Here is a 22,457-nt window from a genome sequence, read left to right as displayed (position 1 = left end):
ATCATGTGATAGTAGGGCGAATTGTGCGACAGCACAGGTTTATGAGCAATGTTCACCCATCGCCAAGCGCTTCTGCGTATCAATAAATTCCCAAAGAGAAAATACATATCGGGCTTCGCCCAATTGTCGGCCTAAATACCGACCTACAGCTGTACCTTTTTTTCGTTTTAGTGCTTTGAAGTAATGATGACTTGAATATAGAAATAAAAATCTTCTATTGGGACAGAAAGAAATGATTGATAATCATTTCTGAGATATTCAAGGGTGATGAGCGGCCAATGCGTATAGCGAGTTTTACGACAGGTAAGGGTAACGAGCAATGTCCACCCATCGCCAAGCGCCTCTGCGTATCAATAAATCACCTAAAGAGAAAATGCATATCGGGCTTCGCCCAATTGACGGCCTAAAGACCGACCTACAGTTGTACCTTCTTTTTTCGTTTAGAAATTTGAGGTGATGCTTTATGAGCAGTGTCCACCCACCGCCAAGCGTCTCTGCATACCAATATATATCCTACAAAGAAAATACATATCGGGCTTCGCCCAATTGTCGGCCTAAAGACCGACCCACAGTTGTACCTTATTTTTTGGTTTTAGCGCTTTGAAGCAAGAATGACTTAACATGAAAATAAAAATCTTATATTGGTACAGCAAAAATGTTTAATCATCATTTGTGAGATGTGGGTATAAGTGTGTTCTAGCTATATAACAATATTTTAATGGCGGTATTAGATAAATATAGATTCATCTAATTAGGTATTTTATACGGTGTTTTTTTTGCAAGCTATCGAAGTGTCTATTCATTTGCAGATTATAGTGATTGTGAGTTCGTTAACTTGGCTTTTCGATTTTTTAATTTTAAATGTTAATTTGATATGGGAGGAAGGGGAAATTTAATTTAAATCTTAAGTTATTGAATTTTAATTGAATATCTTTATTTTTATAATTATAGCGAAACTATTACAATTTCATAATGAACTTTTCTTAATGCTTAATGACTAACCTTATGAACTAGTTAATTTTATAGTTTCTTCCTTAGTTTTCCTCCGCATATGTATTTTATCCGGAGGTTTTTTTTGTCTAAAATTTAATGCTTAGCTTTACTCTCCACATAAATTTATTGATTAAAACATATTTCAATAAAAGCATTACCGTATTCAGATCTAAATGGCATCAAAACTTTTGCGCCATCTACTTGATGTTTTATAGTATGCGATGGGCCCGTTACAACGATAGGAGTGGCCATACTAAACTCAAAGCCTTTCTCTCCGAGTTGTCTCTTAGCTCCGCCTGATACCATGTTGGTGATTTCACCGACCATATCAGTAATATCATCAGACATCTCTTTAACCTCTTCGCCTACCATCAGTTTGAAAACATTAAGAGCAAGCTTCTTATCAAAGCTGATAGAGAATGAACCTTTCGCAGTCGGTCCAACCATGCCAATCAAGCCTGAAACATCTCCGCGAGCAACGGCGTCTTTTTTTAGGCTTGGTCTACCTGGTTTAACTTCTATCTGCGCCATCGTTTGTAGCACATTAATAAAAGAAGATAAAAAAGGATTTACAAATTCTGCATTCATAATTTTACGCTTATATTATTGATTTTATAGAGGTGGTTCATTATATAGGCAGTTATGACAAATGCCATGTGCTTCTAATATTTTATTAGTTATTTTAAAGCCCGACTGCTCAGCTTGCTCAGAAAATGCGTTGTCTATCACAGGATCACTTAATTCAATTACCTGTTTGCATTGTTCACAAATAAGTAATTGCATGGGGTGCTCGCATCCGAAGTGTTCGCACTTTAAGTAGGCGTTTAAGGACTCAATGCGGTGGATGAAATGATGTTCTAACAGAAACTCTAATGCACGATAAATCGTTGGTGGCTTAGCACCACTATCATGCTTTTGTAACTGCTCTAGTAAATCATATGCACTGACAGCGCCTTTTTGCTCAAGCATGAGTAAAAATACACGTTGACGAATAGCGGTGAATCGCAATTTTTTCTGCGAGCAAATAGTTATTGCGCGTTGTAATAAAGCGTTATGCATGGAAAGGACTCGTATTAACAATGAGGTTGCATCTTAGCATATATGCAATAGTGAGTTTTATTTTAAAATATATCTTCAAACAACTTGAAATGAATACAATTTATAATCTTAAATTTATTTAAATCCTGTTGTTTTTTGTATGAGCTTAATATGTTTTTTCTTTTTTTTATTCAATGGATTAGAAGCTATTTATTTTACCTCTTTGGTTGTGTCAGTTACCTTATTTTTATCATGTAATATAGATGTTGCAAAGGTAAAATTTTCTTTAAGCTTTACGCCCTGTGGTTTACTTGTGAGTAACATCATTTATATTAGCCATGTTTTCATCGTGTGTATTATTTAGCAGTGATCGGGCTGTTTCTTTACTATCCATACCTGCTAATAGCGAATGACAATAAATAATAATAATTATAATTTTAACAAATGGAATTCTATTAGTGAAAAATCAAGTTTTCAAAATCTCATCTCTTGTTGGTGCAATGTATTTTGTATTACCTACCTCTGTATTTGCCCATGGTTGGGTGGAATATCCAGAGGCGCGTCAATCTATCTGTTATGAGCAAGGTGGCTTATGGACAGGTAATCCTCCGAACGCTGCATGTGCGGCTGCGCTAAACGAATCGGGTACTTATCAATTTATTCAGCGTAATGAAGTCGCGATTAATATTGCTGCTCCCCATTACTGGGACATAAATAAAGTTAAAGCTGCTATCCCAGACGGTACTCTATGTTATGCCAATGACTCACAAAAACGTGGGTTAGGTATTGCACATTCTGAGTGGACAAAAACAGAGGTTTCTGCAGGTACTTTTGAATTTGTATTTAATGCAACTGCACCTCATAACCCATCTTATTGGGAGTTTTATCTAACAAAAGCAAATGCTGATCTTTCTCAACCTCTAAAATGGGATGATTTAGATCTTATTCAAGAGTATGGCAATGTAGTCGTTGATGCTGATAAAAAATATCGCATGAATATCACTATTCCAGCTGAACGCTCTGGAGATGCCATTCTTTATACACGCTGGCAGCGTGATGATACAGTGGGAGAGGGGTTCTATAACTGCAGCGATATTACTATCACAGGTGAGGGCACTGATCCTGTTGATCCTGAAGGCCCATATTTACATCAAGGTGAGCAATTCATCCCAAGTGATGTGCACTTAAGCACACCTAGTATTGATGAAGCTGTTAAATATGAACTGTTTAAATCAGGTGGTGGATTACATGCGTCGTTTAGTTTGACTATCACTGAAGAAAACCAATCTGACTGGGATCGTTTGTTAGCTTCTCAAGTGACTGGGTATTACGAAACAAACCATGGTGGTGATCTATTTATTGGTGCTTGGCATGAAGAGATGGTGCATTATATGTATTTCCGTAATGACCTTCATGCAAACTATTTGAACTCAAAAGATGAAGGTGTTTCGGGGCAGTTTACAATCATTCCGAAAGATGAAAATTCAGATTTAACCGCGGTGATTACGCCGCAAGTATTGCAAGAAATAAATGTGGCAAATGTAGAGCATGGTGTAACAGTTGTTTTGCATCCGAATCAATCTGAAGGTGATTTTAACCATGTAGAATGGACTCAACTCAGTGGTCAAAGTATCAGCACTGAAAATGGTTTATACAATGAACTGATTATTAACACGGAACAATTGCAATCAGACATAGACCATGAACTCACTTTCAAATTAACTATTTCTAATTCCCAAGGTACTGCAAGTAACCTCTATAGCTTTGAAGTGACTGGTTCAGATGTTGAGAACCCAGGTGAAAATCCAGGAGGAAATGATTGGAACGCGGCGAATGTTTATCAAGGTAATGATACTGTAAAACATAATGGTCGAAATTGGACTGCACAGTGGTGGACGCAGGGTGAAGAGCCTGGTACTACAGGCGAGTGGGGAGTGTGGCAATAGTACGCTGATTTACTGATAACCAATATTAATGGCCCTCTTGGATAATTTTTAAGAGGGCTTTTTTATTAACTCTGTAGTGGTTTAATTATCACTGCTGTAGCTGTTCTTTTTTCAATCATCATAGTAGCCATTATGGTAATATTGATGATAATTAATTAAAGACTCAAAAATACACTATTGTTGTGTCTTTAAGATAAAAATTTAACAACGTAAACCAGTATAATTAAATGAAAATTGCCTTATGCTGCGTACATGAAAAATAAGATACGAATAATATGAAAAAAGAAACTAACTATCCATCAAACCGTTTTTCCATCGCTCCAATGCTTGATTGGACTGATAGACATTGTCGTCACTTTCACCGTGTGATGAGTAAAGAAACGCTACTCTATACAGAGATGGTAACAACCGGCGCTATCTTATATGGTAAGGGTGATTACCTACAAAAGGGTGATGCAGAACACCCTGTATGTCTACAGTTAGGCGGTTTTGCAACAGCAGACCTAGCACAATCAGCAATAGCGGGCAAAGAACGTGGCTACGATGAAATCAACTTAAATGTCGGTTGCCCTTCAGACCGCGTACAAAATGGTCGTTTCGGCGCATGTTTAATGGCGGAAGGGGATTTAGTTGGTGATGCGGTAAAAGCGATGCAGGATGCGACTGATTTGCCTATTTCGGTTAAGACTCGTATTGGTATTGATGACTTAGATTCTTATGAGTTTCTATGTGATTTCATCGATAAAGTACATAATAAAGGTTGTGATACCTTTATCGTACATGCCCGTAAAGCATGGCTCAGTGGTCTTAGTCCCAAACAAAATCGTGATGTGCCACCACTTGATTATGATCGTGTTTACCAGCTTAAAAAAGATTTTCCACACCTAACGATTGCGATTAATGGCGGAATCAAAACATTAGATGAGTGTGAAACTCACCTTGAACATCTCGATGGGGTGATGCTTGGGCGTGAAATCTATTCTAATCCTTATCTATTGAGTACGGTTGACCAGCGTTTATTTAACTCTCAAGAGAAAGTGTTAACTCGATTTGAAGTCTTGGAAGAAATGTATCCCTATATTGAGCAACAACTTAAGGATGGATCATATTTAAATCATATTGGCAGACATATGTTAGGCTTATTCCAAGGGTTGCCTGGTGCGCGTGCTTGGCGACGTCATTTGAGTGAAAATGGACATATTCCAGGAGCGGGCATTGAAACAATGCAAAAAGCTGCTTCCTTTGTTACTGAAGATTAAGATAGGAGATAACGATGAGAATAAAGGTATTAGTACTGAGTTTGATAGCATCTGTTTTTATAATGTCGGGTTGTACTACAGTGACAGTGGAGCCATCAGATCAGGTGAAAAAGGCGAATCGCATGACGGTGGTGAGCAGTGGTAAACCTGACAAGGTTTTACCTGCATTCAAAACTTTTACCTGGAATGAGGATTATAATCGTGTGTTATCGGCAGTTAACCAGCAAAGTAAAATTGAGGTTAAAGAGCACATTAGAGCTGAAATCATTCGTTATTTAAAAACAAAAGGTTATGTTTATCAACCTGATCCTATTCAGGCTGATGTTGTTATTGGCTTTCTTTTCGCTTTAGAAGATGATTTAGCCGACCAACAAATCCAAGATAGATTTGGTTTGTTACCTGGTATTAATAATAGTGATATAACCGGTAAGCGTTATGAAAAGGGCACTTTTTTAGTGGCCGTTCTAGATAATAGGGCGGAATTTATTTATTGGCGCTCTGCAATGCAAGGTTTTGTCGACTTTGAAAATGATCGCAGAGATGAAAGTACTGAACATATGCAGGCAGTGCTGGATATGATGATGGGGGGATTTCCCCAAGCTGGTCAATAATTATTATTTGAATGGAAAAAAACCACGCCTGCGTGGTTTTTTTATTTATAGTGTTTTGCTTAGTGTTTGTTCATTGAGTTGATAACCACAAGCCTGCATAAATAAGGTCATTGTTTGTTGTTCACTCTCGGTTATTTCAGAAAGAAGTAACTTTAGCTCTTGTATACCTTTCTCTTTCAATCGCTTTTCTACTTCACGTAATAGATTTTTCCCTACACCGCGTCGGCGTGTAATATCTCGTACACATAATAAATTAAGTTGCGCTGTATTCTCCTCTATTGATGCTTGTAGCGCACCAAGGTGTCGAGCATTAAAGAGGGTGACAAAAAACAGCTTGTTTGGCAGATTGATTAATTCTCCTAAAGCCTCCACAGTTAACTCTTCTTCGTTTAAATAACCTTGATATAACTTTTGAAGATCAATGAATAGCTGCGCAGAGCTTTCAGGTGTAAATACAGATAAACGCATAATAAATTCTTCTTTTATTGTAATTGTTTGTTTTGAACGTTAACAGCATCACTGCCTATGGTGTTGTTAACTTGGCGTAATTGGTTACGTTTTTTTGTCATTGCTAACCGTTCGCTTGTTGAGAATAACATTTTCAGTGCGACTAATTCTATCTGTCTGTTTGGTTGTTTGAATTTAGAGGCTAAAAATTGCAGTGTTTCTGGATAAGGGTGAGCAATAATGACCACTCCATTACCCTTTTTGCCTAAGGTTAGTGCGGCTAAAAATTGCTTTTCCATCGCCTCATTAGTTTTGATATTATCCAAAAAAACATGGCGATGAAGTGCAGGGATGTTTGCTAGTTTAGCGGTGTTTTCTGCAATGGTTTTTGCCGTGGTACGGCTGTCTAGAAAATATAAGCCATGACTACCGAGTACTTCCATGGTCCACTGCATCTCTTTTACATGTTCGGTAAGGGCGCTGCCCATATGATTGTTGATACCCGTTGCTGCTGGCAGGTAATTTAATGCACTATTGAGCTCTGCCTTAAAATCCGCTTCTTGCATATCAAGTAGCAATGCTCCTTTACCTAATTTTTCATTATGTTGTTTAGCTTGCATCGGTACGTGCAGTAATATTTCTCGTTGCTGTTGCAGTGCAACTGTTGCAATTTTTTTTGCATAGGGTGTATAGGGAAGGATAGAGAGTGTAATTGCGGCAGGAAGTGTTAATGCTTGCAGGTCTGAGTGTTTGTAACCAATATCATCCAGTACAATAGCGAGCTTAATTGGCTGTTTTGCATCGCTATCACTCGCTTGCAAAAAGATAATAAAACCCACTAAAAAACTGGATAATCCTATTTTCATTAGTTAATAACTCGCACTAACGACGACTTGGTTCAAGCCATGGAAGTGGGTTTTGCGCTTTACCTTTATGGCTTAATTCAAAATAGAGACTGTTTTTGTCTTGTCCGCCACTGTGTCCGGCTAATGCAATTGCATCACCTTGGAAAACAATATCACCGGTTTTTTGTAGGAGTGTTTGGTTGTAACCATAGAGGGTGATGTAATCGTCACCATGGTCGAGTGCGATCACCATACCATAACCTTTAAAGTAACCTGCAAATAGAACGCGTCCTGTTGCTACAGCACGTACTTTTTCACCTTCGTTAGCCGCAATAGAAATACCTTTCCAAGTAACTTGGTCGCTACGCTTACTGCCAAAGCGAGACAGTACTTTACCTCTGATTGGCCACTTCAGTTTACCTTTCAGCGTTGCGATTTTTGAGTGACTTTTCTCTTCACTCTTAGGCTTCATCTGTTTTGTTGCTTTTGCTTTTGCAGCGGCTAACTCTTTCTCTGCTCGTGCTGCTCGTTGCTTTTTAAGTTGTTTTTTGAGTTTCTTTTCTGCATCACCAAGTTCAGCTAAGCGTGCATTTTGATAATTAAGATCTTGTTTTAACTCATTTAGTGCTTTGGTACGTTTATCTCGTTGTTCACTTAATTTATTTGTATTAGCGACTTGCTGATCACGCATTTTTTGTAGGCTTAACAATGAACTTGCTTGATCGCTTTGGTTCTTTTCAATGTTCAATTGAGTCGCTTCTAGCTGCTCAATACTTTCAAGTCGTGCTTTATTCAAGTAGTGGTAATAGCTATTGGCACGGATAATTTTACTGAGGTCTTCTTGATTGAGTAGTAGTTTTACGAGGTCATTTTGACCTGACATGTAAGCACTTATTAATTGCTGTTCAAGTAATTTTTGCTGTTTAACTTTGTCGATGCTTAACTGCTCAGTTTCTTTTTTAAGATCACTAAGGCGTTTAGATTCAACATTAATCGCTTCTTCAGTTTGCTGTAATTTTAGGCTTGCGGCTGCGGTTTGTTGCTCAGAGGTTGCCACCTGATTTTCTAGTTGTGCTTGTAACTTGCTTTGTGTTTGTTTGTTATTTTTACTTTGTTTAATCTGCTTTTGTAGCGTAGATAGGTTTTTTTCTGCCAATGCTTCGCTCACTGGGAGAAAAGTAAAAGAAATTAAGAATATACTATTCAGTAAGATAGTGGATAAATTGTTTTTTTTACGATTTTTTTGGTTAAACATTTTACTCTTCATTAAATCTTCTACTTTTTAGAATGCAGTATTTAGAAATCTTACCCACTTTAGTAAAAAAAGTTGAGTAAAATAACTAAATACTGCGCTATGTGTCTATTTTAATGAAATAAGTGGTGTACCTGTCATCTCTGCAGGGATTTCCATATCCATTAATTTAAGCATTGTTGGTGCGATATCACATAAACGTCCACCAGTCTGCATTGTTGCAGGGCGACCTACGTAGATGAATGGCACTGGTAAGTTAGTATGTGCAGTATGAACACCACCTGTTACAGGGTCGATCATTTGCTCTGCGTTACCGTGGTCAGCAGTGATCAAACATTCTCCGCCAACTTCTTTAAGTGCAGCAACAACTTCGCCAACACAGCTATCAACAGCTTCACATGCTTTAACTGCTGCATCGTAAATACCCGTATGACCAACCATGTCGCCGTTCGGGTAGTTACAGATAATCACATCGTACTCTTGACTGCGAATTGCTGCCGTTAGTTTCTCAGTTAGCTCAACAGAGCTCATCTCTGGTTGCATGTCGTAAGTTGCAACTGCTGGAGAGTTGATTAAGGTACGGTTTTCACCTTTAAACTCTTCTTCCATACCGCCATTGAAGAAGAATGTAACGTGTGCATATTTTTCTGTTTCAGAAATACGTAACTGTGTTTTATCGTGATCAGATAACCATTCGCCTAACGTATTAGTAAGAGACTCACTTGGGTATGCCGCTGGTACTTTAATATCTGCTGCGTATTCAGTTAGTGTCGCAAAGTTAATGTTTGGCGTTACGTTGCGTTCAAAACCTTTGAAGTTAGCATCAGAGAAGGCATAAGTAATTTCACGCGCACGGTCAGCACGGAAGTTAAGGAACAACAACGTGTCGCCATCTTCAATCGCTGCTTTTTCACCAATGACGGTTGCTTTAACAAACTCATCATTTTCATCACGTGCGTAAGCGTCTTCTAAACCAACTAATGCACCCTCAGCAGTAAAGGCTGATTTTGCTTCTGTAAGCAAGTTGTAAGCCTCTTCAACACGATCCCAACGATTATCACGATCTAGAGAGTAGTAACGACCGACTAAAGAAGCTGTACGACCTGCACCTACTTTTTTGTAGGTATCTTCGAATTTAGCTAGTGAATCAGCTGCACTACGTGGTGGTGTATCACGACCATCTAGGAATGCGTGCACGTATACTTTTTTTGCACCTCGCTGTGCCGCAAGTTCAATAGCTGCAACGATGTGGTCATCGTGGCTGTGAACGCCACCAGGAGAAGCAAGGCCCATAATATGAACCGCTTTATCCGCTTTAACCGCTTTATCAATTGCTTCGACAAAGGTAGCGTTTTCAAAAAAGTCACCGTCTAGGATAGACTTAGTTACTTTTGTTAAGTTTTGGTAAACAGTACGACCTGCACCGATGTTTGTATGACCAACTTCTGAGTTGCCCATTTGACCATCTGGTAAACCTACGTCCATACCAGAAGCTGAGATAAGATCATTTGCGTAGTCTTTACAAAGTTGATCAAGTACTGGTGTGTTTGCATTTGAAACTGCGTTATCTGGCATATCTGGGCGGTAGCCCCAGCCATCCATAATAAGTAATACAAGCGGTTTTTTAGCGGTAGTCATTGTGATTCCCTTAAGGTTAATAATAAAAATAGAATAATGTGATTTTACTACATTTGAGATACTTGTCACTGCGTGGATCAATTGAAGCTGAAATTTACGCAATTTATTTAGCTTTAATAGTAAAGAAAATAGATTTAGCTTGTTATAATCAGCGCAGACTTTTTCCTTCTAACTTTAAAAAGAGCAAAATAATGCAAGAATATATAGACTTTTTCTCAAACAATCCGATGTTGTCAGTTGCTTGGGTTGCTATCGCTGCAATGCTAATTCATAGCTTAGTAAAAGATAAAATCAGTGGTGTTAAAACCATTACAGCACAAGAAGCAACATTATTAATAAACAAGCAAGATGCAATTGTTGTTGATGTTCGCTCAGAAGAAGAGTTTAAAAAGGGTCACATTGTTAATGCAAAAAATATAACTCTGTCACAAATTGAGAAAGGAACTTTTTCAGCTATTGAAAATAATAAGCAGACCCCCATTATAGTTGTCTGTGAATCAGGTACGCGATCTTCAAGTGCTGCTGCGAAACTAGTAAAAGCGGAATTTACGCAGGTAACTAGTCTATTTTCAGGTATGGGTGGGTGGAAATCTGCTAATTTACCAACAACGAAGAAGTAATTTATGAGTTCAGTAACTATTTATACAACGGCTTGGTGCCCATATTGTACCCGTGCTAAACAATTACTCGATAATAAAGAGGTTGAGTATAGCGAGGTTAATGTTTCAGAACCCGATGCTCGTACGAATATGACCAAACTTACTGGCGGAACAACAGTTCCACAACTTGTGATTAATGGCCAAGCAACAGGTGGTTGTGATGAGCTTTATGGACTAGAGCGTAGTGGCGAACTTGATAAGCTATTGGCTAATTGATTTAAAATAAGTTTCGCAATGGATTTTGCGTCTAATAAATGCGACAGGAATGTTGCGCTAATAACTATAAATATCAATATTTAAAAAGGGAATAACATGGCAGAACAACAAGAACAAGCACCACAAATCGAATTCAACATTCAACGTATCTTTGTAAAAGATATCTCTTTCGAATGTCCAAATTCACCACTTATCTTTAAAAAAGAGTGGGCGCCAGAAGTATCTATGGACATCGATACTAAAAGCCAGAAATTAGAAGATGGTGTTTTTGAAGTGGTTTTAACGCTGACTACAACTGCAAAAGTAGGTGAAGATATCGCTTTCCTATGTGAAGTACAGCAAGCAGGTATTTTCTCTGTAGGTCAAATCGAAGGTGCACAAATGGCGCATTGCCTAAACGCTTTCTGCCCTAATATTTTATTCCCATACGCACGCGAAACAGTTTCAAGCTTAGTAACACGTGGTACTTTCCCACAGCTTAACCTTGCACCTGTTAACTTTGATGCACTTTTTCAAAATGCAATGATGCAAAAGCAAGCTGAAGCAGAACAAGCTGCAGAAAGTGCAAAATTAGATTCTTAAACGATCTAAGCACAAATTAAATTAGGGGTTTGAATGGCTACTGATAAGCTAGACAAAGCCATTACAGTCTTAGGGGCGGGGTCATATGGCTCCGCCCTTGCTGTATCTTTGGCGCGCAATGGTCACCCAACATTGATTTGGGGACATGAAGCTGATCATATCGATCGCTTACAAAAAGACGGTGAAAATAAAGAGTTTTTACCGGGTGTTTGTTTTCCTGAGCTACTCACTGCAGAAGCGGATTTAGCAACCTGTATCGCGGCAACGAATACGTTATTATTAGTTGTGCCTAGCCATGTTTTTGGGTTAGTACTCGAGCAGATTAAACCTTTGCTAACGCCACAGCATCGCATCGCTTGGGCGACTAAAGGTTTAGAGGCGAAAACGGGGCGTTTATTGCAAGAAGTTGCTTTAGAAATATTGGGAGATAGTTATCCCCTAGCCGTTATCTCCGGGCCTACTTTTGCAATGGAAGTTGCGAAAGGTTTGCCAACAGCGGTTGCAGTTGCAGGTAATAACGCTGGATTTACCCAGGATATTGCTGATTTCTTCCATAATAAAAGTAACTTTAGAACCTATATATCCGATGATTTTACTGCTGTTCAGTTAGGTGGGGCGGTTAAGAATGTTATCGCGATTGGTGCTGGACTGGCTGATGGCCTTGGTTTTGGTGCGAATGCACGTACAGCATTGATCACGCGTGGTTTAGCTGAGTTAACGCGCTTAGGCGCTGCACTTGGTGCTAAAGAAGCTTCATTTATGGGAATGGCGGGTTTAGGTGATTTAGTCTTAACTTGTACCGATAATCAATCTCGTAATCGCCGTTTTGGTCTAGCGCTTGGGCAAGGTAAAGGGATTGATCAAGCCCAGGTTGAAATTGGGCAAGTAGTTGAAGGTTATCGAAATACTGAAGAGGTGTATAACCTTGCTAAGCGTTTTGATATTGAAATGCCGATCTGTGAGCAAATCTATTATGTGCTTTATGAACATAAAGCGGTAAAAGAGGCTGCTATTGCTTTATTATCACGTGATAAGAAAGGTGAATAACCTTTTGAGTTAACTTAAAAAGTAACGATGTTTTATAGTTGTTACTTAGATAAAAAGCTTCACTACTGAAGCTTTTTTTTTTATTAATCTTTGCTGAACGACCTCTCTTTATCTATCTCTTTGTAAGTATAATCTTTTCTCTCGCATCACTATTCTGAATCAAAATTATTACGTTATTAGCGTATACATTAGAGAGAAATATGAAACAAAAACTATCCGTTAGTTTGCTGTTACTTCCTGCTTTAGCTTTTGCTGAAGTAGATAAAAAAAATGCGCAAGATAAGTTGTCGGAAGACCCAACTAAAGTAACAACAAAGATAGGTGTTAGCTATAAGAATAATTATGATTTAGATAATAGCCGTATGACTTTTTCTGGCTCTTTAGCGCTGGATCCAATCCGTAAAATCAACGCCAGTGTAAATGAAGATGGTTCTGATTGGCGAATCGGTGGATCGTGGTTATTTGATATTGGTATTGTTAACTTTAGTTTTGGACAAAAAGAATTCACGACGGGTGCTAAACAAAATAGTTATAGCGTTGGCACATTTGTACCACTTAGTTCTTTTGGTATTGAACCGTTTGGGATGCAAATATTCCCAATGGCTGGTTATACCTATAATGATGGTGAAGTGATGTGCGAAAAAGAAATTGAAGACTGTTCTGCAGGAAGAGATGATCCGTTAAATCCTGATTTCATGTTTGTATCAAGTGAAGCTCACAGTGGGTATGTTGGTGCTTTTGCACTTAAACCTCTGATGCCAGATTTAACATGGATTATGTTTGGCCTAGGATCGATGGGGTCGAATGACTATCGTGGTTATGGTGTAGGAACAGGGTTAGGTTATACGCTGAGCAAACATCATTCTATCAGCACCTATACTGCGCATATGGATAACAGTTTTGGTACAGATACTGTATTTGGCTTTGCGTACTCGTACCAATTTAATTAAATAAAATGAGTTACAATAAGAGGTCTTGTTAGACCTCTTATTTATTCAGGCTGTTATTTATGAAACCTTCGTATTTTCGTGTTCATCCAACTATCTTTCAGCCTATTTTATGGTTGCTTTTCCTCATTATTCTTTCTCATATTAGCGAAGCAAAAGCACACCCACACTCATGGGTTTCAGTATTAACAGAGTTAGAGGGTGATAGTCGTCAACTTTCTGGTTTGAGAATGTACTGGACTTTTGATCTTATAACAACGTCGGACGCGTTAGCGGGAGAAGATTTAAGTGCAGACAATCAACCGTTGGTATTACAAGCATTAGCGGCAGAGATGTTAAGTAACATTAAAAATGAAGGTTATTACACCCATTTAGAAAATCAGGGTGGTGGGCTTCATTTTAAAGAGCCTGATCAAGCTACGTTGACGCTTGAAGATTACAAACTTACGTTACAATTCTTTCTTGAACTAGAGCAACCGCTAGCACTACCTTTGACCGATTTAACACTAAAAATATATGAAGATACTTACTATGTTGACTTTCTTTGGTTACAAAAAGATGACCTGCAGCTGAGTGAGTCTTTTCATGCAGATTGCCAACTAAAACTGGTTGAAGCACAAACGACCAGTGAGCAAATTGCTTATGTTTCATCACTTCCAATAGACGCACAGGGGGATAGTAAATTTGGTGAAATGTTTACTCAATCGGTTACTATCAATTGCCTTTAAAGTTACTTAGTAAGTACTTTTTGTTTGTAATCAACGACATTGAACACATTTTAGGCATAATAACTAGATTGCTTAGTTTTACTACATCCCCTGCACTGTATTGCTTGTAGAGGAGATGGTATTATAAAAGAACATTTTTTAATAAAAACCCAAGATTAGCGCGTTACAAAATGACTAAAAGTCCTTATACTGACGTGCTTTATTTTTAGGTATGACCTTTTTTAGTTTATACCGTACTTATTGGCAATCTTGTTGATGGGTATTATTAATATTTAACACTGGATAGATGAGTTATGAACGCAACAAATACCGAAAGCAGCAGCAGTTCAATGGATGGACTAAAATGGGCTGTAACCATTATATTATTAATCGCTATTATCGTTGGTAATTACATGTACGGAGAATCGGTGCATGTTGTTGCTCGTGTTCTAGTGCTACTTGTTATGGCTGCGCTTGCTGTATTTTCAGCAGCGTTGACAGAAAAAGGTAAAACATTTATTGAATTCGCAAAAGATTCACGTTTAGAAGTACGTAAAGTGGTTTGGCCAACACGCCAAGAAACAGTGCAAACAACACTGATTATTCTAGCAGTATCAACGATTGTTGGTTTAGTACTGTGGGGCCTTGACGGTATCTTCGTACGTGTTGTTGCGTTTATCACCACCGCTATTTAAGTTTAAGGGTTTAATATGTCAGAAGAAGTACAAAAGAAAAGATGGTACGTAGTACAAGCTTTCTCAGGGTTTGAAGGTCGTGTGCAAAAAACGTTAATCGAGCATATTAAATTAAACGAAATGGAAGAACATTTCGGCGAAATTTTAGTGCCAACTGAAGAAGTTGTTGAAATGCGTGCTGGTCAAAAACGAGCAAGTTCACGTAAATTCTTCCCTGGTTATGTGTTAGTTGAAATGGCTATGAACGACGCAAGTTGGCATTTAGTTAAAAACACTGACCGTGTGATGGGCTTCATTGGCGGAACAAAAGAGCGTCCAGCTCCGATTTCACCGAAAGAAGTTGAGAACATTATGAATCGCTTGAAAGAATCTGTTGATTCTCCGCGTCCTCGTACATTGTTTGAAGCGGGTCAAATTGTACGTGTTGTTGATGGGCCATTTGCTGACTTCAACGGTACTGTAGAAGAAGTAGATTACGACAAGAGTCGTTTAAAAGTATCTGTTTCTATCTTCGGGCGTGCTACGCCAGTTGATTTAGAGTTCTCTCAAGTAGAGAAAGACTAGGATATTAGCTTTCAGCGGTTAGCTGTCAGTTATCAGTCAAATAGCACCTCGTGATATTCACGGGTGCTAATAGGGTGAAAGATCTGCTTCTCTTTAAAGAGAATAGGACTTTCACCCTTTTTTGTTTTATGGCCACTAAAAAGCGTTCAACAGCTGGTTGTAAACTGACAACTAACAGCTAACAGCTAACGGCTTATGTCTGTAGTTCAAAAAAACAACAAAAAAACTTGTGAAAGGCGGCGAATTATAGGATAATTTGCCGCCTTTTTTATTTGCTGAGTTATCAGTGAATTAGAAGTGAGCATTAAATTCGAAACGGGAAGCTGACCTTAAAATTCAGCGTTACACCCAAACATAGGTAGTATTATCATGGCTAAAAAAGTACAAGCATATATCAAGCTGCAAGTTTCAGCTGGTATGGCTAACCCGTCACCACCAGTTGGTCCAGCACTAGGTCAACACGGTGTTAACATCATGGAATTCTGTAAAGCATTCAATGCAAAAACAGATTCAGTTGAAAAAGGCGCTCCAGTACCTGTAGTAATTACAGTATATTCTGATCGTTCTTTCACTTTCGAAACTAAGACTCCACCTGCTTCTTACTTACTTAAGAAAGCTGCTGGTATCAAATCTGGTTCTGGCGTTCCAAATAAAGACAAAGTGGGTACAGTTACTGTTGCTCAACTTGAAGAGATCGCTAAAACTAAAGAAGTTGATCTAACTGGTGCCGATCTTGATGCGATGGTACGTTGTATAGCGGGTTCTGCTCGTTCAATGGGCTTGGAAGTAGAGGGTTAATACCATGGCTAAATTATCTAAACGCATGAAAGCGGTACGTGACACTGTAGACGCTACTAAAGAATACGAAATCAATGAAGCGGTTGCGCTTCTTCAAAAACTAGCAACTGCTAAATTCAACGAAAGTGTTGATGTTTCAGTTAACCTAGGTGTTGATTCTCGTCGTAGTGATCAAAACGTACGTGGTGCGACTGTATTACCACACGGTACTGGTCGTGAAGTTCGTGTTGCTGTATTCACACAAGGCGCTAATGCTGAAAAAGCAAAAGAAGCTGGTGCGGATATCGTAGGTATGGACGATCTTGCTGCTCAAGTTAAAGCTGGCGAAATGAACTTTGACGTTGTAATTGCATCACCAGACGCTATGCGTGTTGTTGGTCAATTAGGTCAAATCTTAGGTCCACGTGGCCTAATGCCTAACCCGAAAGTAGGTACTGTAACACCTGACGTAGCAACTGCTGTTAAAAACGCAAAAGCTGGTCAAGTACGTTACCGTAACGACAAGAATGGTATTATCCATTCTACAATCGGTAAAGCATCGTTCACTGCTGAACAAATCCAAGAAAACCTTGAAGCACTTTTAGTTGCGCTTAAAAAAGCAAAACCATCAGGCGCTAAAGGCGTATTCTTGAAAAAAGTTTCTCTATCTACAACTATGGGTGCTGGTATCAAAGTTGATCAAGCGTCTTTAAATACTGTAGTAGCGTAATTTTTTATAGCGACAGTTCACAATTTGATTGTGAAACTGTTGCTATACAAGTCGATAAATTGTCTGTATAATTTGTCGCCTTACTTTGGAGGGCCTTAGGTCCCTTCTGAGACCGTAGGTGTGACATGATGTTTTACATTATCTTGCTTAATTTCCTACGTAGATGGTGCCGGACCCCAGAAAGAATTATTCTACTGGATCCGATAACCGAAATAGTGCCCCATTATTTATGATGGGGGTGTTTACTGGTGTAATAACCAGTGGAATCCAGGAGTAAAAACCAAATGACATTAAGACTCGAAGACAAGCAAGCTATTGTCGCTGAAGTTAATGTAGTAGCGCAAGCTGCTCTGTCTGCTGTTGTTGCCGATTCACGTGGCGTAACAGTTGGTGCAATGACTGAACTTCGTGCAAAAGCGCGTGAAAACAATGTTTACCTACGTGTAGTTCGTAACACATTAGCACGCCTAGCAGTGAAAGATACAGACTTTGCATGTCTAGCAGATACGTTTACTGGTCCTACAATCCTTGCATTTTCAAACGAACATCCAGGTGCAGCAGCACGTCTTTTAAAAGACTTTGCTAAAGCAAATGAATCGTTTGAAGTTAAAGGATTGGCATTTGAAGGTGAGTTCATTGAACCAGCTCAAATTGACCGTCTAGCGACACTACCGACATACGATGAAGCAATTGCGAAACTGATGGCTACTATGAAAGAAGCTTCAGCTGGCAAACTTGTACGTACTCTGGCTGCTATCCGCGACCAGAAAGAAGAATCTGCAGCTTAATTTAAGCTGTCATTTATTAATTTTTTAAAAGTAGGAATTGACTCATGTCTCTAACTAAAGACCAAATCATTGAAGCAGTTGCTGAATTATCAGTAATGGAAGTTGTTGAATTAATCGAAGCAATGGAAGAAAAATTCGGCGTATCTGCAGCTGCTGCTGTAGCTGGCGTAGCTGGTCCAGCTGCTGCTGAAGAAGAGCAAACTGAATTTGACGTTGTAATGACTGCATTCGGTGACAACAAAGTTAAAGCAATCAAAGCAGTACGTGGCGCTACAGGTCTTGGCCTGAAAGAAGCTAAAGCTGCAGTTGAAGCTTGCCCAACAGTAATCAAAGAAGCTGCATCTAAAGAAGAAGCAGAAGCTCTTAAAGCTGAACTAGAAGCAATCGGCGCAACTGTTGAACTTAAATAATTTAGTCTTCTAAATTGTTTAGCCATGTAAATGGCAATGGCTGGTGATTTTTTAATCACCGGCCTTTTTGCGCTATAGGATACCGTAATTTTTCATTGTTTTTTACGGTCATCGGACATTAAAGGTGATGTTATATAACACATCATTAACACAAAACAGTGTGCGCCGTTGTCGAACAAATTAGTGCCTAAAAAGACTAGGTCGGACAGCTATGATCACTTATCAGCGAGCAAAGGAACCACATGGGTTACTCTTATACTGAGAAAAAACGTATTCGTAAGGATTTTGGGAAGCGCCCACAAGTTATGGAAAAACCATACTTGTTGGAGATTCAACTAGATTCATTCAAACGATTCATTGAAGTCGATTTAACTGGTGAAGTAGGCTTAGAAGCCGCTTTTAACAGTATTTTCCCTATTGCTAGTTACTCTGGTACGTCAGAGCTGCAATATGTAAGCTACCGCTTAGGTGAGCCAGTATTTGATGTTAAAGAATGTCAAATCCGTGGTGTTACTTATTCAGCTTCGTTACGCGTTAAATTACGCCTTGTAATTTACGATCGTGATGCGCCAGCTGGTACAGTTAAAGATATTCGTGAACAAGAAGTTTACATGGGTGAAATGCCACTCATGACTGAAAATGGTACCTTTGTAATCAATGGTACTGAGCGTGTTATCGTATCGCAATTACACCGTTCTCCTGGTGTATTCTTCGACCACGATAAAGGTAAAACGCACAGTTCAGGTAAAGTTCTTTATAACGCACGTGTAATTCCTTACCGTGGTTCATGGTTAGATTTCGAATTCGATCCTAAAGATAACTTATTTGTACGTATTGACCGTCGCCGTAAACTACCTGCGACAATCATGTTGCGTGCGCTTGAGTACACAACTGAACAAATTTTAGATATGTTCTTCGATACAACTAGCTTTGAAATCAAAGATGGTATTATCGCAATGGAACTTATCGCTGATCGCCTACGTGGTGAACAGTTTACTTTTGACATCGCAAGCGGTGGCAAAGTATACGTGGAAACAGGAAAACGTGTTACAGCACGTCATATCCGCCAACTACAAAAAGATGGCGTAGATAGCATCGAAATACCACTTGAGTATTTAGAAGGCAAAGTTTCTGCTAAAGATTACATCAGCACTGAAACAGGCGAAATCATTGTTAACGCAAATGATATCTTTACGCTTGAGCTACTTGCTGAACTTGCACAATCTGGTATTAAAGCATTTGAAACAATCTACTCAAACGAGTTAGATTGTGGTTCATTCATCTCTGATACACTACGTGTTGATTCTTCAACTAACCGCCTAGAAGCGCTTGTTGAAATCTACCGTATGATGCGTCCTGGTGAGCCACCAACAAAAGATGCAGCTGAAGGCTTATTCCAAAACCTATTCTTCGCTGAAGAGCGTTACGATCTTTCTAAAGTGGGTCGTATGAAGTTCAACCGTCGTGTTGGCATTGATGGTGATGAAGGTGTTGGTACATTATCAAACGAAGATATCCTAAGTGTAATGAAAACACTGATCGATATTCGTAACGGTAACGGTGTTGTCGATGATATCGATCACCTTGGTAACCGTCGTATTCGTTGTGTTGGTGAAATGGCTGAAAACCAATTCCGTGTTGGTTTAGTACGTGTTGAACGTGCTGTTAAAGAACGTCTATCTTTAGGCGATCTTGATGCAACTATGCCTCAAGACCTGATTAACGCTAAACCTATTTCTGCTGCTGTCAAAGAGTTCTTTGGTTCATCACAACTGTCTCAGTTTATGGATCAAAATAACCCGTTATCAGAAGTAACACACAAACGTCGTATCTCAGCGTTAGGCCCTGGTGGTCTTACACGTGAACGTGCGGGCTTTGAAGTACGTGACGTACATCCAACGCATTACGGTCGTTTATGTCCAATCGAAACGCCAGAGGGACCAAACATTGGTCTAATTAACTCATTGGCAACTTTCTCTCGTACTAACGATTACGGTTTCTTAGAAACACCTTACCGTAAAGTAGTTGATGGTAAACCATCTGATCAGGTTGAATACCTATCTGCGATCGAAGAAGGTTCATTCGTTATCGCACAGGCATCTGCAAGTATTGATGAGAATGGCCAGTTAAATGAAGAATCAATTCCATGTCGTCATCAAGGTGAAACTACCTTTATGTCGCCTGCTGATATTGATTATATGGATGTGTCACCACAACAGATCATCTCTGTTGCTGCGTCACTGATTCCATTCCTAGAACATGATGATGCTAACCGTGCCTTAATGGGTGCAAACATGCAACGTCAAGCGGTTCCTACTTTACGTGCTGATAAACCATTAGTAGGTACAGGTATCGAACGTCGTTTGGCAATCGATTCTGGTGTAACAGTTATCGCGAAACGCGGTGGTACAATCGACTATGTTGATGCATCACGTATCGTTGTTAAAGTTGATGATGCTGAACTACTTCCTGGTGAAGCTGGTATCGACATCTACAACCTAACTAAATACACACGTTCAAATCAGAACACTTGTATTAACCAAAAACCTACATGTAAGCCAGGCGAGCCAATCGTTAAAGGTGATGTGTTAGCTGATGGTCCATCAACAGATATGGGCGATTTAGCATTAGGTCAAAACATGAAGATTGCCTTCATGCCTTGGAATGGTTACAACTTTGAGGATTCAATCCTTATTTCTGAGCGTGTTTCGCAAGAAGATCGTTTCACTACGATCCACATCCAAGAGTTCTCATGTGTCGCACGTGAAACTAAATTGGGTAGCGAAGAAATTTCTGCTGATATCCCTAACGTTGGTGAAGCAGCGCTAAGCAAACTAGATGAGTCTGGTATTGTTTACGTTGGTGCTGAAGTTAAACCTGGCGATATCTTAGTAGGTAAAGTGACACCTAAAGGTGAAACACAGCTTACACCAGAAGAAAAACTATTACGTGCAATCTTCGGTGAGAAAGCGTCTGACGTTAAAGACAGCTCACTACGTGTATCTAACTCTACTTACGCAACAGTAATCGACGTTCAAGTCTTTACGCGTGACGGTGTTGAAAAAGATAAACGTGCATTAGAAATCGAAGAGATGCAACTTAAAGCAGCGAAGAAAGATTTGAATGAGAAATTCAAAATCTTAGAAAACGCTATCTTTGAAAAAGCATTAAGCATCTTAATTGGTTCAGGCCAAGATGAGCAACGTTTACTACAAATGCCTCGTGCACAGTGGTTAGAAGTTGTTATTGATGATGAAGAAAAACAAACGCATTTAGACCAAATCATTGCACAATATGAAGAAGTTAAAGCGGATTACGACAAAGAGTTTGATATCAAACGTCGTAAGATCACTCAAGGTGATGATTTAGCACCGGGTGTTCAGAAGATTGTTAAGGTTTACCTTGCGGTACGTCGTCGCCTACAACCAGGTGATAAAATGGCGGGTCGTCACGGTAACAAAGGTGTTATTTCAAACATCGTACCTGTTGAAGATATGCCTCACGATGAGTTTGGTGTTCCAGTTGATATCGTACTTAACCCACTGGGTGTACCATCACGTATGAACATCGGTCAGATTCTTGAGACTCACTTAGGCCTTGCTTGTAAAGGTGTTGGTGAAAAACTTGAGCGTATGATTAAAAACCAACGTGACGTTGAAATGACTAAAGTTCGTGAGTTCATCCAAAAAATGTACGCATTTGGTGATGCACCTTGTCATGTTGACTTAAACGAATTTGATGATGAAGCAGTAATGCGTTTAGCTAAAAACCTATACAAAGGTTTACCAGTTGCAACGCCAGCGTTTGATGGTGCTTACGAGTCTGAGATTCGTGAACTACTGAAAATGGCTGATTTACCTGAATCAGGTCAATTACAACTAACTGATGGCCGTACTGGTATTCAATTTGAACGCCCAGTAACTGTTGGTTACATGTACATGCTGAAACTGAATCACTTAGTTGATGACAAAATGCATGCGCGTTCTACTGGTTCGTACAGCCTAGTAACTCAGCAACCACTTGGTGGTAAAGCTCAGTTCGGTGGCCAGCGTTTCGGTGAGATGGAAGTATGGGCACTACAAGCATTTGGTGCGGCTTACACGCTTCAAGAGATGCTTACTGTTAAGTCAGATGATGTTAACGGTCGTACTAAGATGTATAAAAACATCGTAGATGGCGATCATAGAATGGAACCAGGCATGCCTGAATCATTCAACGTATTGTTGAAAGAGATCCGTTCATTAAGCATTAACATCGAACTAGACGAATCTAACTAAGAGTCGCTTTAGTTTAAAAATATGTGGCG

General features: G+C 39.2%; 22 protein-coding genes. 16 read left to right on the top strand and 6 right to left on the bottom strand.

Annotation, left to right across the window (positions count from 1 at the left end; translation table 11 throughout):
* Window positions 1-1,116 precede the first annotated feature (1,116 nt).
* Both QQK09_RS18155 and QQK09_RS18150 read right to left on the bottom strand, forming a co-directional pair.
* Window positions 1,117-1,581 carry a chemotaxis protein CheX gene (locus QQK09_RS18155; protein WP_284205599.1) on the bottom strand — a complete coding sequence of 155 codons (465 nt, stop codon included), beginning with the start codon at window positions 1,579-1,581 and terminating at the stop codon, window positions 1,117-1,119.
* Window positions 1,582-1,605: 24 nt separating this feature from the next.
* A complete protein-coding gene (locus tag QQK09_RS18150) occupies window positions 1,606-2,052 on the bottom strand; it encodes a transcriptional repressor (RefSeq protein ID WP_284205598.1) in 447 nt (148 codons plus the stop codon).
* Window positions 2,053-2,489: 437 nt separating this feature from the next.
* Between QQK09_RS18150 and QQK09_RS18145 the strand changes: the two genes are divergently transcribed.
* The 3 genes from QQK09_RS18145 (at window position 2,490) to QQK09_RS18135 (ending at window position 5,847) form a co-directional block, all read left to right on the top strand.
* Complete coding sequence (locus QQK09_RS18145; RefSeq protein WP_284205597.1) at window positions 2,490-3,977, top strand: lytic polysaccharide monooxygenase; 1,488 nt, start codon at window positions 2,490-2,492, stop codon at window positions 3,975-3,977.
* 275 nt (window positions 3,978-4,252) lie between these two features.
* The gene (dusA, locus tag QQK09_RS18140; RefSeq protein ID WP_284205596.1) at window positions 4,253-5,236 is read left to right on the top strand and encodes a tRNA dihydrouridine(20/20a) synthase DusA; all 984 of its coding nucleotides are present in this window, start codon (window positions 4,253-4,255) and stop codon (window positions 5,234-5,236) included.
* A gap of 14 nt (window positions 5,237-5,250) precedes the next feature.
* Window positions 5,251-5,847: a DUF4136 domain-containing protein gene (locus tag QQK09_RS18135; RefSeq protein WP_284205595.1), complete on the top strand. Its 597-nt coding sequence runs from the start codon at window positions 5,251-5,253 to the stop codon at window positions 5,845-5,847.
* A gap of 45 nt (window positions 5,848-5,892) precedes the next feature.
* On the opposite strand, the gene panM is transcribed toward QQK09_RS18135, so the two are convergent.
* The 4 genes from panM to gpmM form a co-directional block, all read right to left on the bottom strand.
* On the bottom strand, window positions 5,893-6,315 hold the full coding sequence (gene panM, locus QQK09_RS18130; RefSeq protein WP_284205594.1) for an aspartate 1-decarboxylase autocleavage activator PanM: 423 nt from the start codon (window positions 6,313-6,315) through the stop codon (window positions 5,893-5,895).
* A gap of 14 nt (window positions 6,316-6,329) precedes the next feature.
* On the bottom strand, window positions 6,330-7,160 hold the full coding sequence (locus QQK09_RS18125) for a divergent polysaccharide deacetylase family protein (RefSeq protein WP_284205593.1): 831 nt from the start codon (window positions 7,158-7,160) through the stop codon (window positions 6,330-6,332).
* A 16-nt stretch (window positions 7,161-7,176) separates the two neighbouring features.
* Window positions 7,177-8,394 carry a murein hydrolase activator EnvC family protein gene (locus QQK09_RS18120; protein WP_284205592.1) on the bottom strand — a complete coding sequence of 406 codons (1,218 nt, stop codon included), beginning with the start codon at window positions 8,392-8,394 and terminating at the stop codon, window positions 7,177-7,179.
* 105 nt (window positions 8,395-8,499) lie between these two features.
* Window positions 8,500-10,029: a 2,3-bisphosphoglycerate-independent phosphoglycerate mutase gene (gpmM, locus tag QQK09_RS18115; RefSeq protein ID WP_284205591.1), complete on the bottom strand. Its 1,530-nt coding sequence runs from the start codon at window positions 10,027-10,029 to the stop codon at window positions 8,500-8,502.
* A 191-nt stretch (window positions 10,030-10,220) separates the two neighbouring features.
* Between gpmM and QQK09_RS18110 the strand changes: the two genes are divergently transcribed.
* The 13 genes from QQK09_RS18110 (at window position 10,221) to rpoB (ending at window position 22,428) form a co-directional block, all read left to right on the top strand.
* Window positions 10,221-10,649, top strand: coding sequence for a rhodanese-like domain-containing protein (locus tag QQK09_RS18110; RefSeq protein WP_284205600.1), 429 nt, complete (start codon window positions 10,221-10,223; stop codon window positions 10,647-10,649).
* 3 nt (window positions 10,650-10,652) lie between these two features.
* A complete protein-coding gene (grxC, locus tag QQK09_RS18105; RefSeq protein ID WP_284205590.1) occupies window positions 10,653-10,904 on the top strand; it encodes a glutaredoxin 3 in 252 nt (83 codons plus the stop codon).
* Window positions 10,905-11,000: 96 nt separating this feature from the next.
* Window positions 11,001-11,486: a protein-export chaperone SecB gene (gene secB / locus QQK09_RS18100; RefSeq protein WP_284205589.1), complete on the top strand. Its 486-nt coding sequence runs from the start codon at window positions 11,001-11,003 to the stop codon at window positions 11,484-11,486.
* 33 nt (window positions 11,487-11,519) lie between these two features.
* Complete coding sequence (gene gpsA / locus QQK09_RS18095; protein ID WP_284205588.1) at window positions 11,520-12,533, top strand: NAD(P)H-dependent glycerol-3-phosphate dehydrogenase; 1,014 nt, start codon at window positions 11,520-11,522, stop codon at window positions 12,531-12,533.
* A 200-nt stretch (window positions 12,534-12,733) separates the two neighbouring features.
* A complete protein-coding gene (locus tag QQK09_RS18090) occupies window positions 12,734-13,483 on the top strand; it encodes a hypothetical protein (protein WP_284205587.1) in 750 nt (249 codons plus the stop codon).
* 59 nt (window positions 13,484-13,542) lie between these two features.
* Window positions 13,543-14,208, top strand: a complete 666-nt coding sequence (locus QQK09_RS18085) for a DUF1007 family protein (RefSeq protein ID WP_284205586.1) — start codon at window positions 13,543-13,545, stop codon at window positions 14,206-14,208.
* A 293-nt stretch (window positions 14,209-14,501) separates the two neighbouring features.
* Window positions 14,502-14,882: a preprotein translocase subunit SecE gene (secE, locus tag QQK09_RS18080; RefSeq protein WP_284205584.1), complete on the top strand. Its 381-nt coding sequence runs from the start codon at window positions 14,502-14,504 to the stop codon at window positions 14,880-14,882.
* Window positions 14,883-14,897: 15 nt separating this feature from the next.
* Entirely contained in the window at window positions 14,898-15,446 is a 549-nt protein-coding gene (nusG, locus tag QQK09_RS18075; RefSeq protein ID WP_284205583.1) for a transcription termination/antitermination protein NusG, read from the top strand.
* Window positions 15,447-15,815: 369 nt separating this feature from the next.
* Window positions 15,816-16,244: a 50S ribosomal protein L11 gene (gene rplK / locus QQK09_RS18070; protein ID WP_284205582.1), complete on the top strand. Its 429-nt coding sequence runs from the start codon at window positions 15,816-15,818 to the stop codon at window positions 16,242-16,244.
* A 4-nt stretch (window positions 16,245-16,248) separates the two neighbouring features.
* Window positions 16,249-16,953 carry a 50S ribosomal protein L1 gene (gene rplA, locus QQK09_RS18065; RefSeq protein WP_284205581.1) on the top strand — a complete coding sequence of 235 codons (705 nt, stop codon included), beginning with the start codon at window positions 16,249-16,251 and terminating at the stop codon, window positions 16,951-16,953.
* 284 nt (window positions 16,954-17,237) lie between these two features.
* A complete protein-coding gene (rplJ, locus tag QQK09_RS18060; RefSeq protein WP_284205580.1) occupies window positions 17,238-17,741 on the top strand; it encodes a 50S ribosomal protein L10 in 504 nt (167 codons plus the stop codon).
* A 44-nt stretch (window positions 17,742-17,785) separates the two neighbouring features.
* The gene (rplL, locus tag QQK09_RS18055) at window positions 17,786-18,151 is read left to right on the top strand and encodes a 50S ribosomal protein L7/L12 (protein WP_284205579.1); all 366 of its coding nucleotides are present in this window, start codon (window positions 17,786-17,788) and stop codon (window positions 18,149-18,151) included.
* A 242-nt stretch (window positions 18,152-18,393) separates the two neighbouring features.
* Window positions 18,394-22,428, top strand: a complete 4,035-nt coding sequence (gene rpoB / locus QQK09_RS18050) for a DNA-directed RNA polymerase subunit beta (RefSeq protein WP_284205578.1) — start codon at window positions 18,394-18,396, stop codon at window positions 22,426-22,428.
* Window positions 22,429-22,457: the final 29 nt, after the last annotated feature.

Origin of the sequence: Psychromonas marina (genome assembly GCF_030161115.1) — a bacterium.
In the GTDB taxonomy this organism is placed as follows: domain Bacteria; phylum Pseudomonadota; class Gammaproteobacteria; order Enterobacterales; family Psychromonadaceae; genus Psychromonas; species Psychromonas marina.
The sequence above is the reverse complement of the archived record's forward strand: the minus strand, read 5'-3'. Positions and strand labels throughout refer to the sequence as shown.

Bases quoted from the DNA above. Each gene is read 5' to 3' on its own strand.
- QQK09_RS18155 (WP_284205599.1), bottom strand. From the start codon at position 1,581: ATGAATGCAGAATTTGTAAATCCTTTTTTATCTTCTTTTATTAATGTG.
- QQK09_RS18150 (WP_284205598.1), bottom strand. From the start codon at position 2,052: ATGCATAACGCTTTATTACAACGCGCAATAACTATTTGCTCGCAGAAA.
- dusA (WP_284205596.1), top strand. From the start codon at position 4,253: ATGAAAAAAGAAACTAACTATCCATCAAACCGTTTTTCCATCGCTCCA.
- QQK09_RS18135 (WP_284205595.1), top strand. From the start codon at position 5,251: ATGAGAATAAAGGTATTAGTACTGAGTTTGATAGCATCTGTTTTTATA.
- panM (WP_284205594.1), bottom strand. From the start codon at position 6,315: ATGCGTTTATCTGTATTTACACCTGAAAGCTCTGCGCAGCTATTCATT.
- QQK09_RS18125 (WP_284205593.1), bottom strand. From the start codon at position 7,160: ATGAAAATAGGATTATCCAGTTTTTTAGTGGGTTTTATTATCTTTTTG.
- QQK09_RS18120 (WP_284205592.1), bottom strand. From the start codon at position 8,394: ATGTTTAACCAAAAAAATCGTAAAAAAAACAATTTATCCACTATCTTA.
- gpmM (WP_284205591.1), bottom strand. From the start codon at position 10,029: ATGACTACCGCTAAAAAACCGCTTGTATTACTTATTATGGATGGCTGG.
- QQK09_RS18110 (WP_284205600.1), top strand. From the start codon at position 10,221: ATGCAAGAATATATAGACTTTTTCTCAAACAATCCGATGTTGTCAGTT.
- grxC (WP_284205590.1), top strand. From the start codon at position 10,653: ATGAGTTCAGTAACTATTTATACAACGGCTTGGTGCCCATATTGTACC.
- secB (WP_284205589.1), top strand. From the start codon at position 11,001: ATGGCAGAACAACAAGAACAAGCACCACAAATCGAATTCAACATTCAA.
- gpsA (WP_284205588.1), top strand. From the start codon at position 11,520: ATGGCTACTGATAAGCTAGACAAAGCCATTACAGTCTTAGGGGCGGGG.
- QQK09_RS18090 (WP_284205587.1), top strand. From the start codon at position 12,734: ATGAAACAAAAACTATCCGTTAGTTTGCTGTTACTTCCTGCTTTAGCT.
- QQK09_RS18085 (WP_284205586.1), top strand. From the start codon at position 13,543: ATGAAACCTTCGTATTTTCGTGTTCATCCAACTATCTTTCAGCCTATT.
- secE (WP_284205584.1), top strand. From the start codon at position 14,502: ATGAACGCAACAAATACCGAAAGCAGCAGCAGTTCAATGGATGGACTA.
- nusG (WP_284205583.1), top strand. From the start codon at position 14,898: ATGTCAGAAGAAGTACAAAAGAAAAGATGGTACGTAGTACAAGCTTTC.
- rplK (WP_284205582.1), top strand. From the start codon at position 15,816: ATGGCTAAAAAAGTACAAGCATATATCAAGCTGCAAGTTTCAGCTGGT.
- rplA (WP_284205581.1), top strand. From the start codon at position 16,249: ATGGCTAAATTATCTAAACGCATGAAAGCGGTACGTGACACTGTAGAC.
- rplJ (WP_284205580.1), top strand. From the start codon at position 17,238: ATGACATTAAGACTCGAAGACAAGCAAGCTATTGTCGCTGAAGTTAAT.
- rplL (WP_284205579.1), top strand. From the start codon at position 17,786: ATGTCTCTAACTAAAGACCAAATCATTGAAGCAGTTGCTGAATTATCA.
- rpoB (WP_284205578.1), top strand. From the start codon at position 18,394: ATGGGTTACTCTTATACTGAGAAAAAACGTATTCGTAAGGATTTTGGG.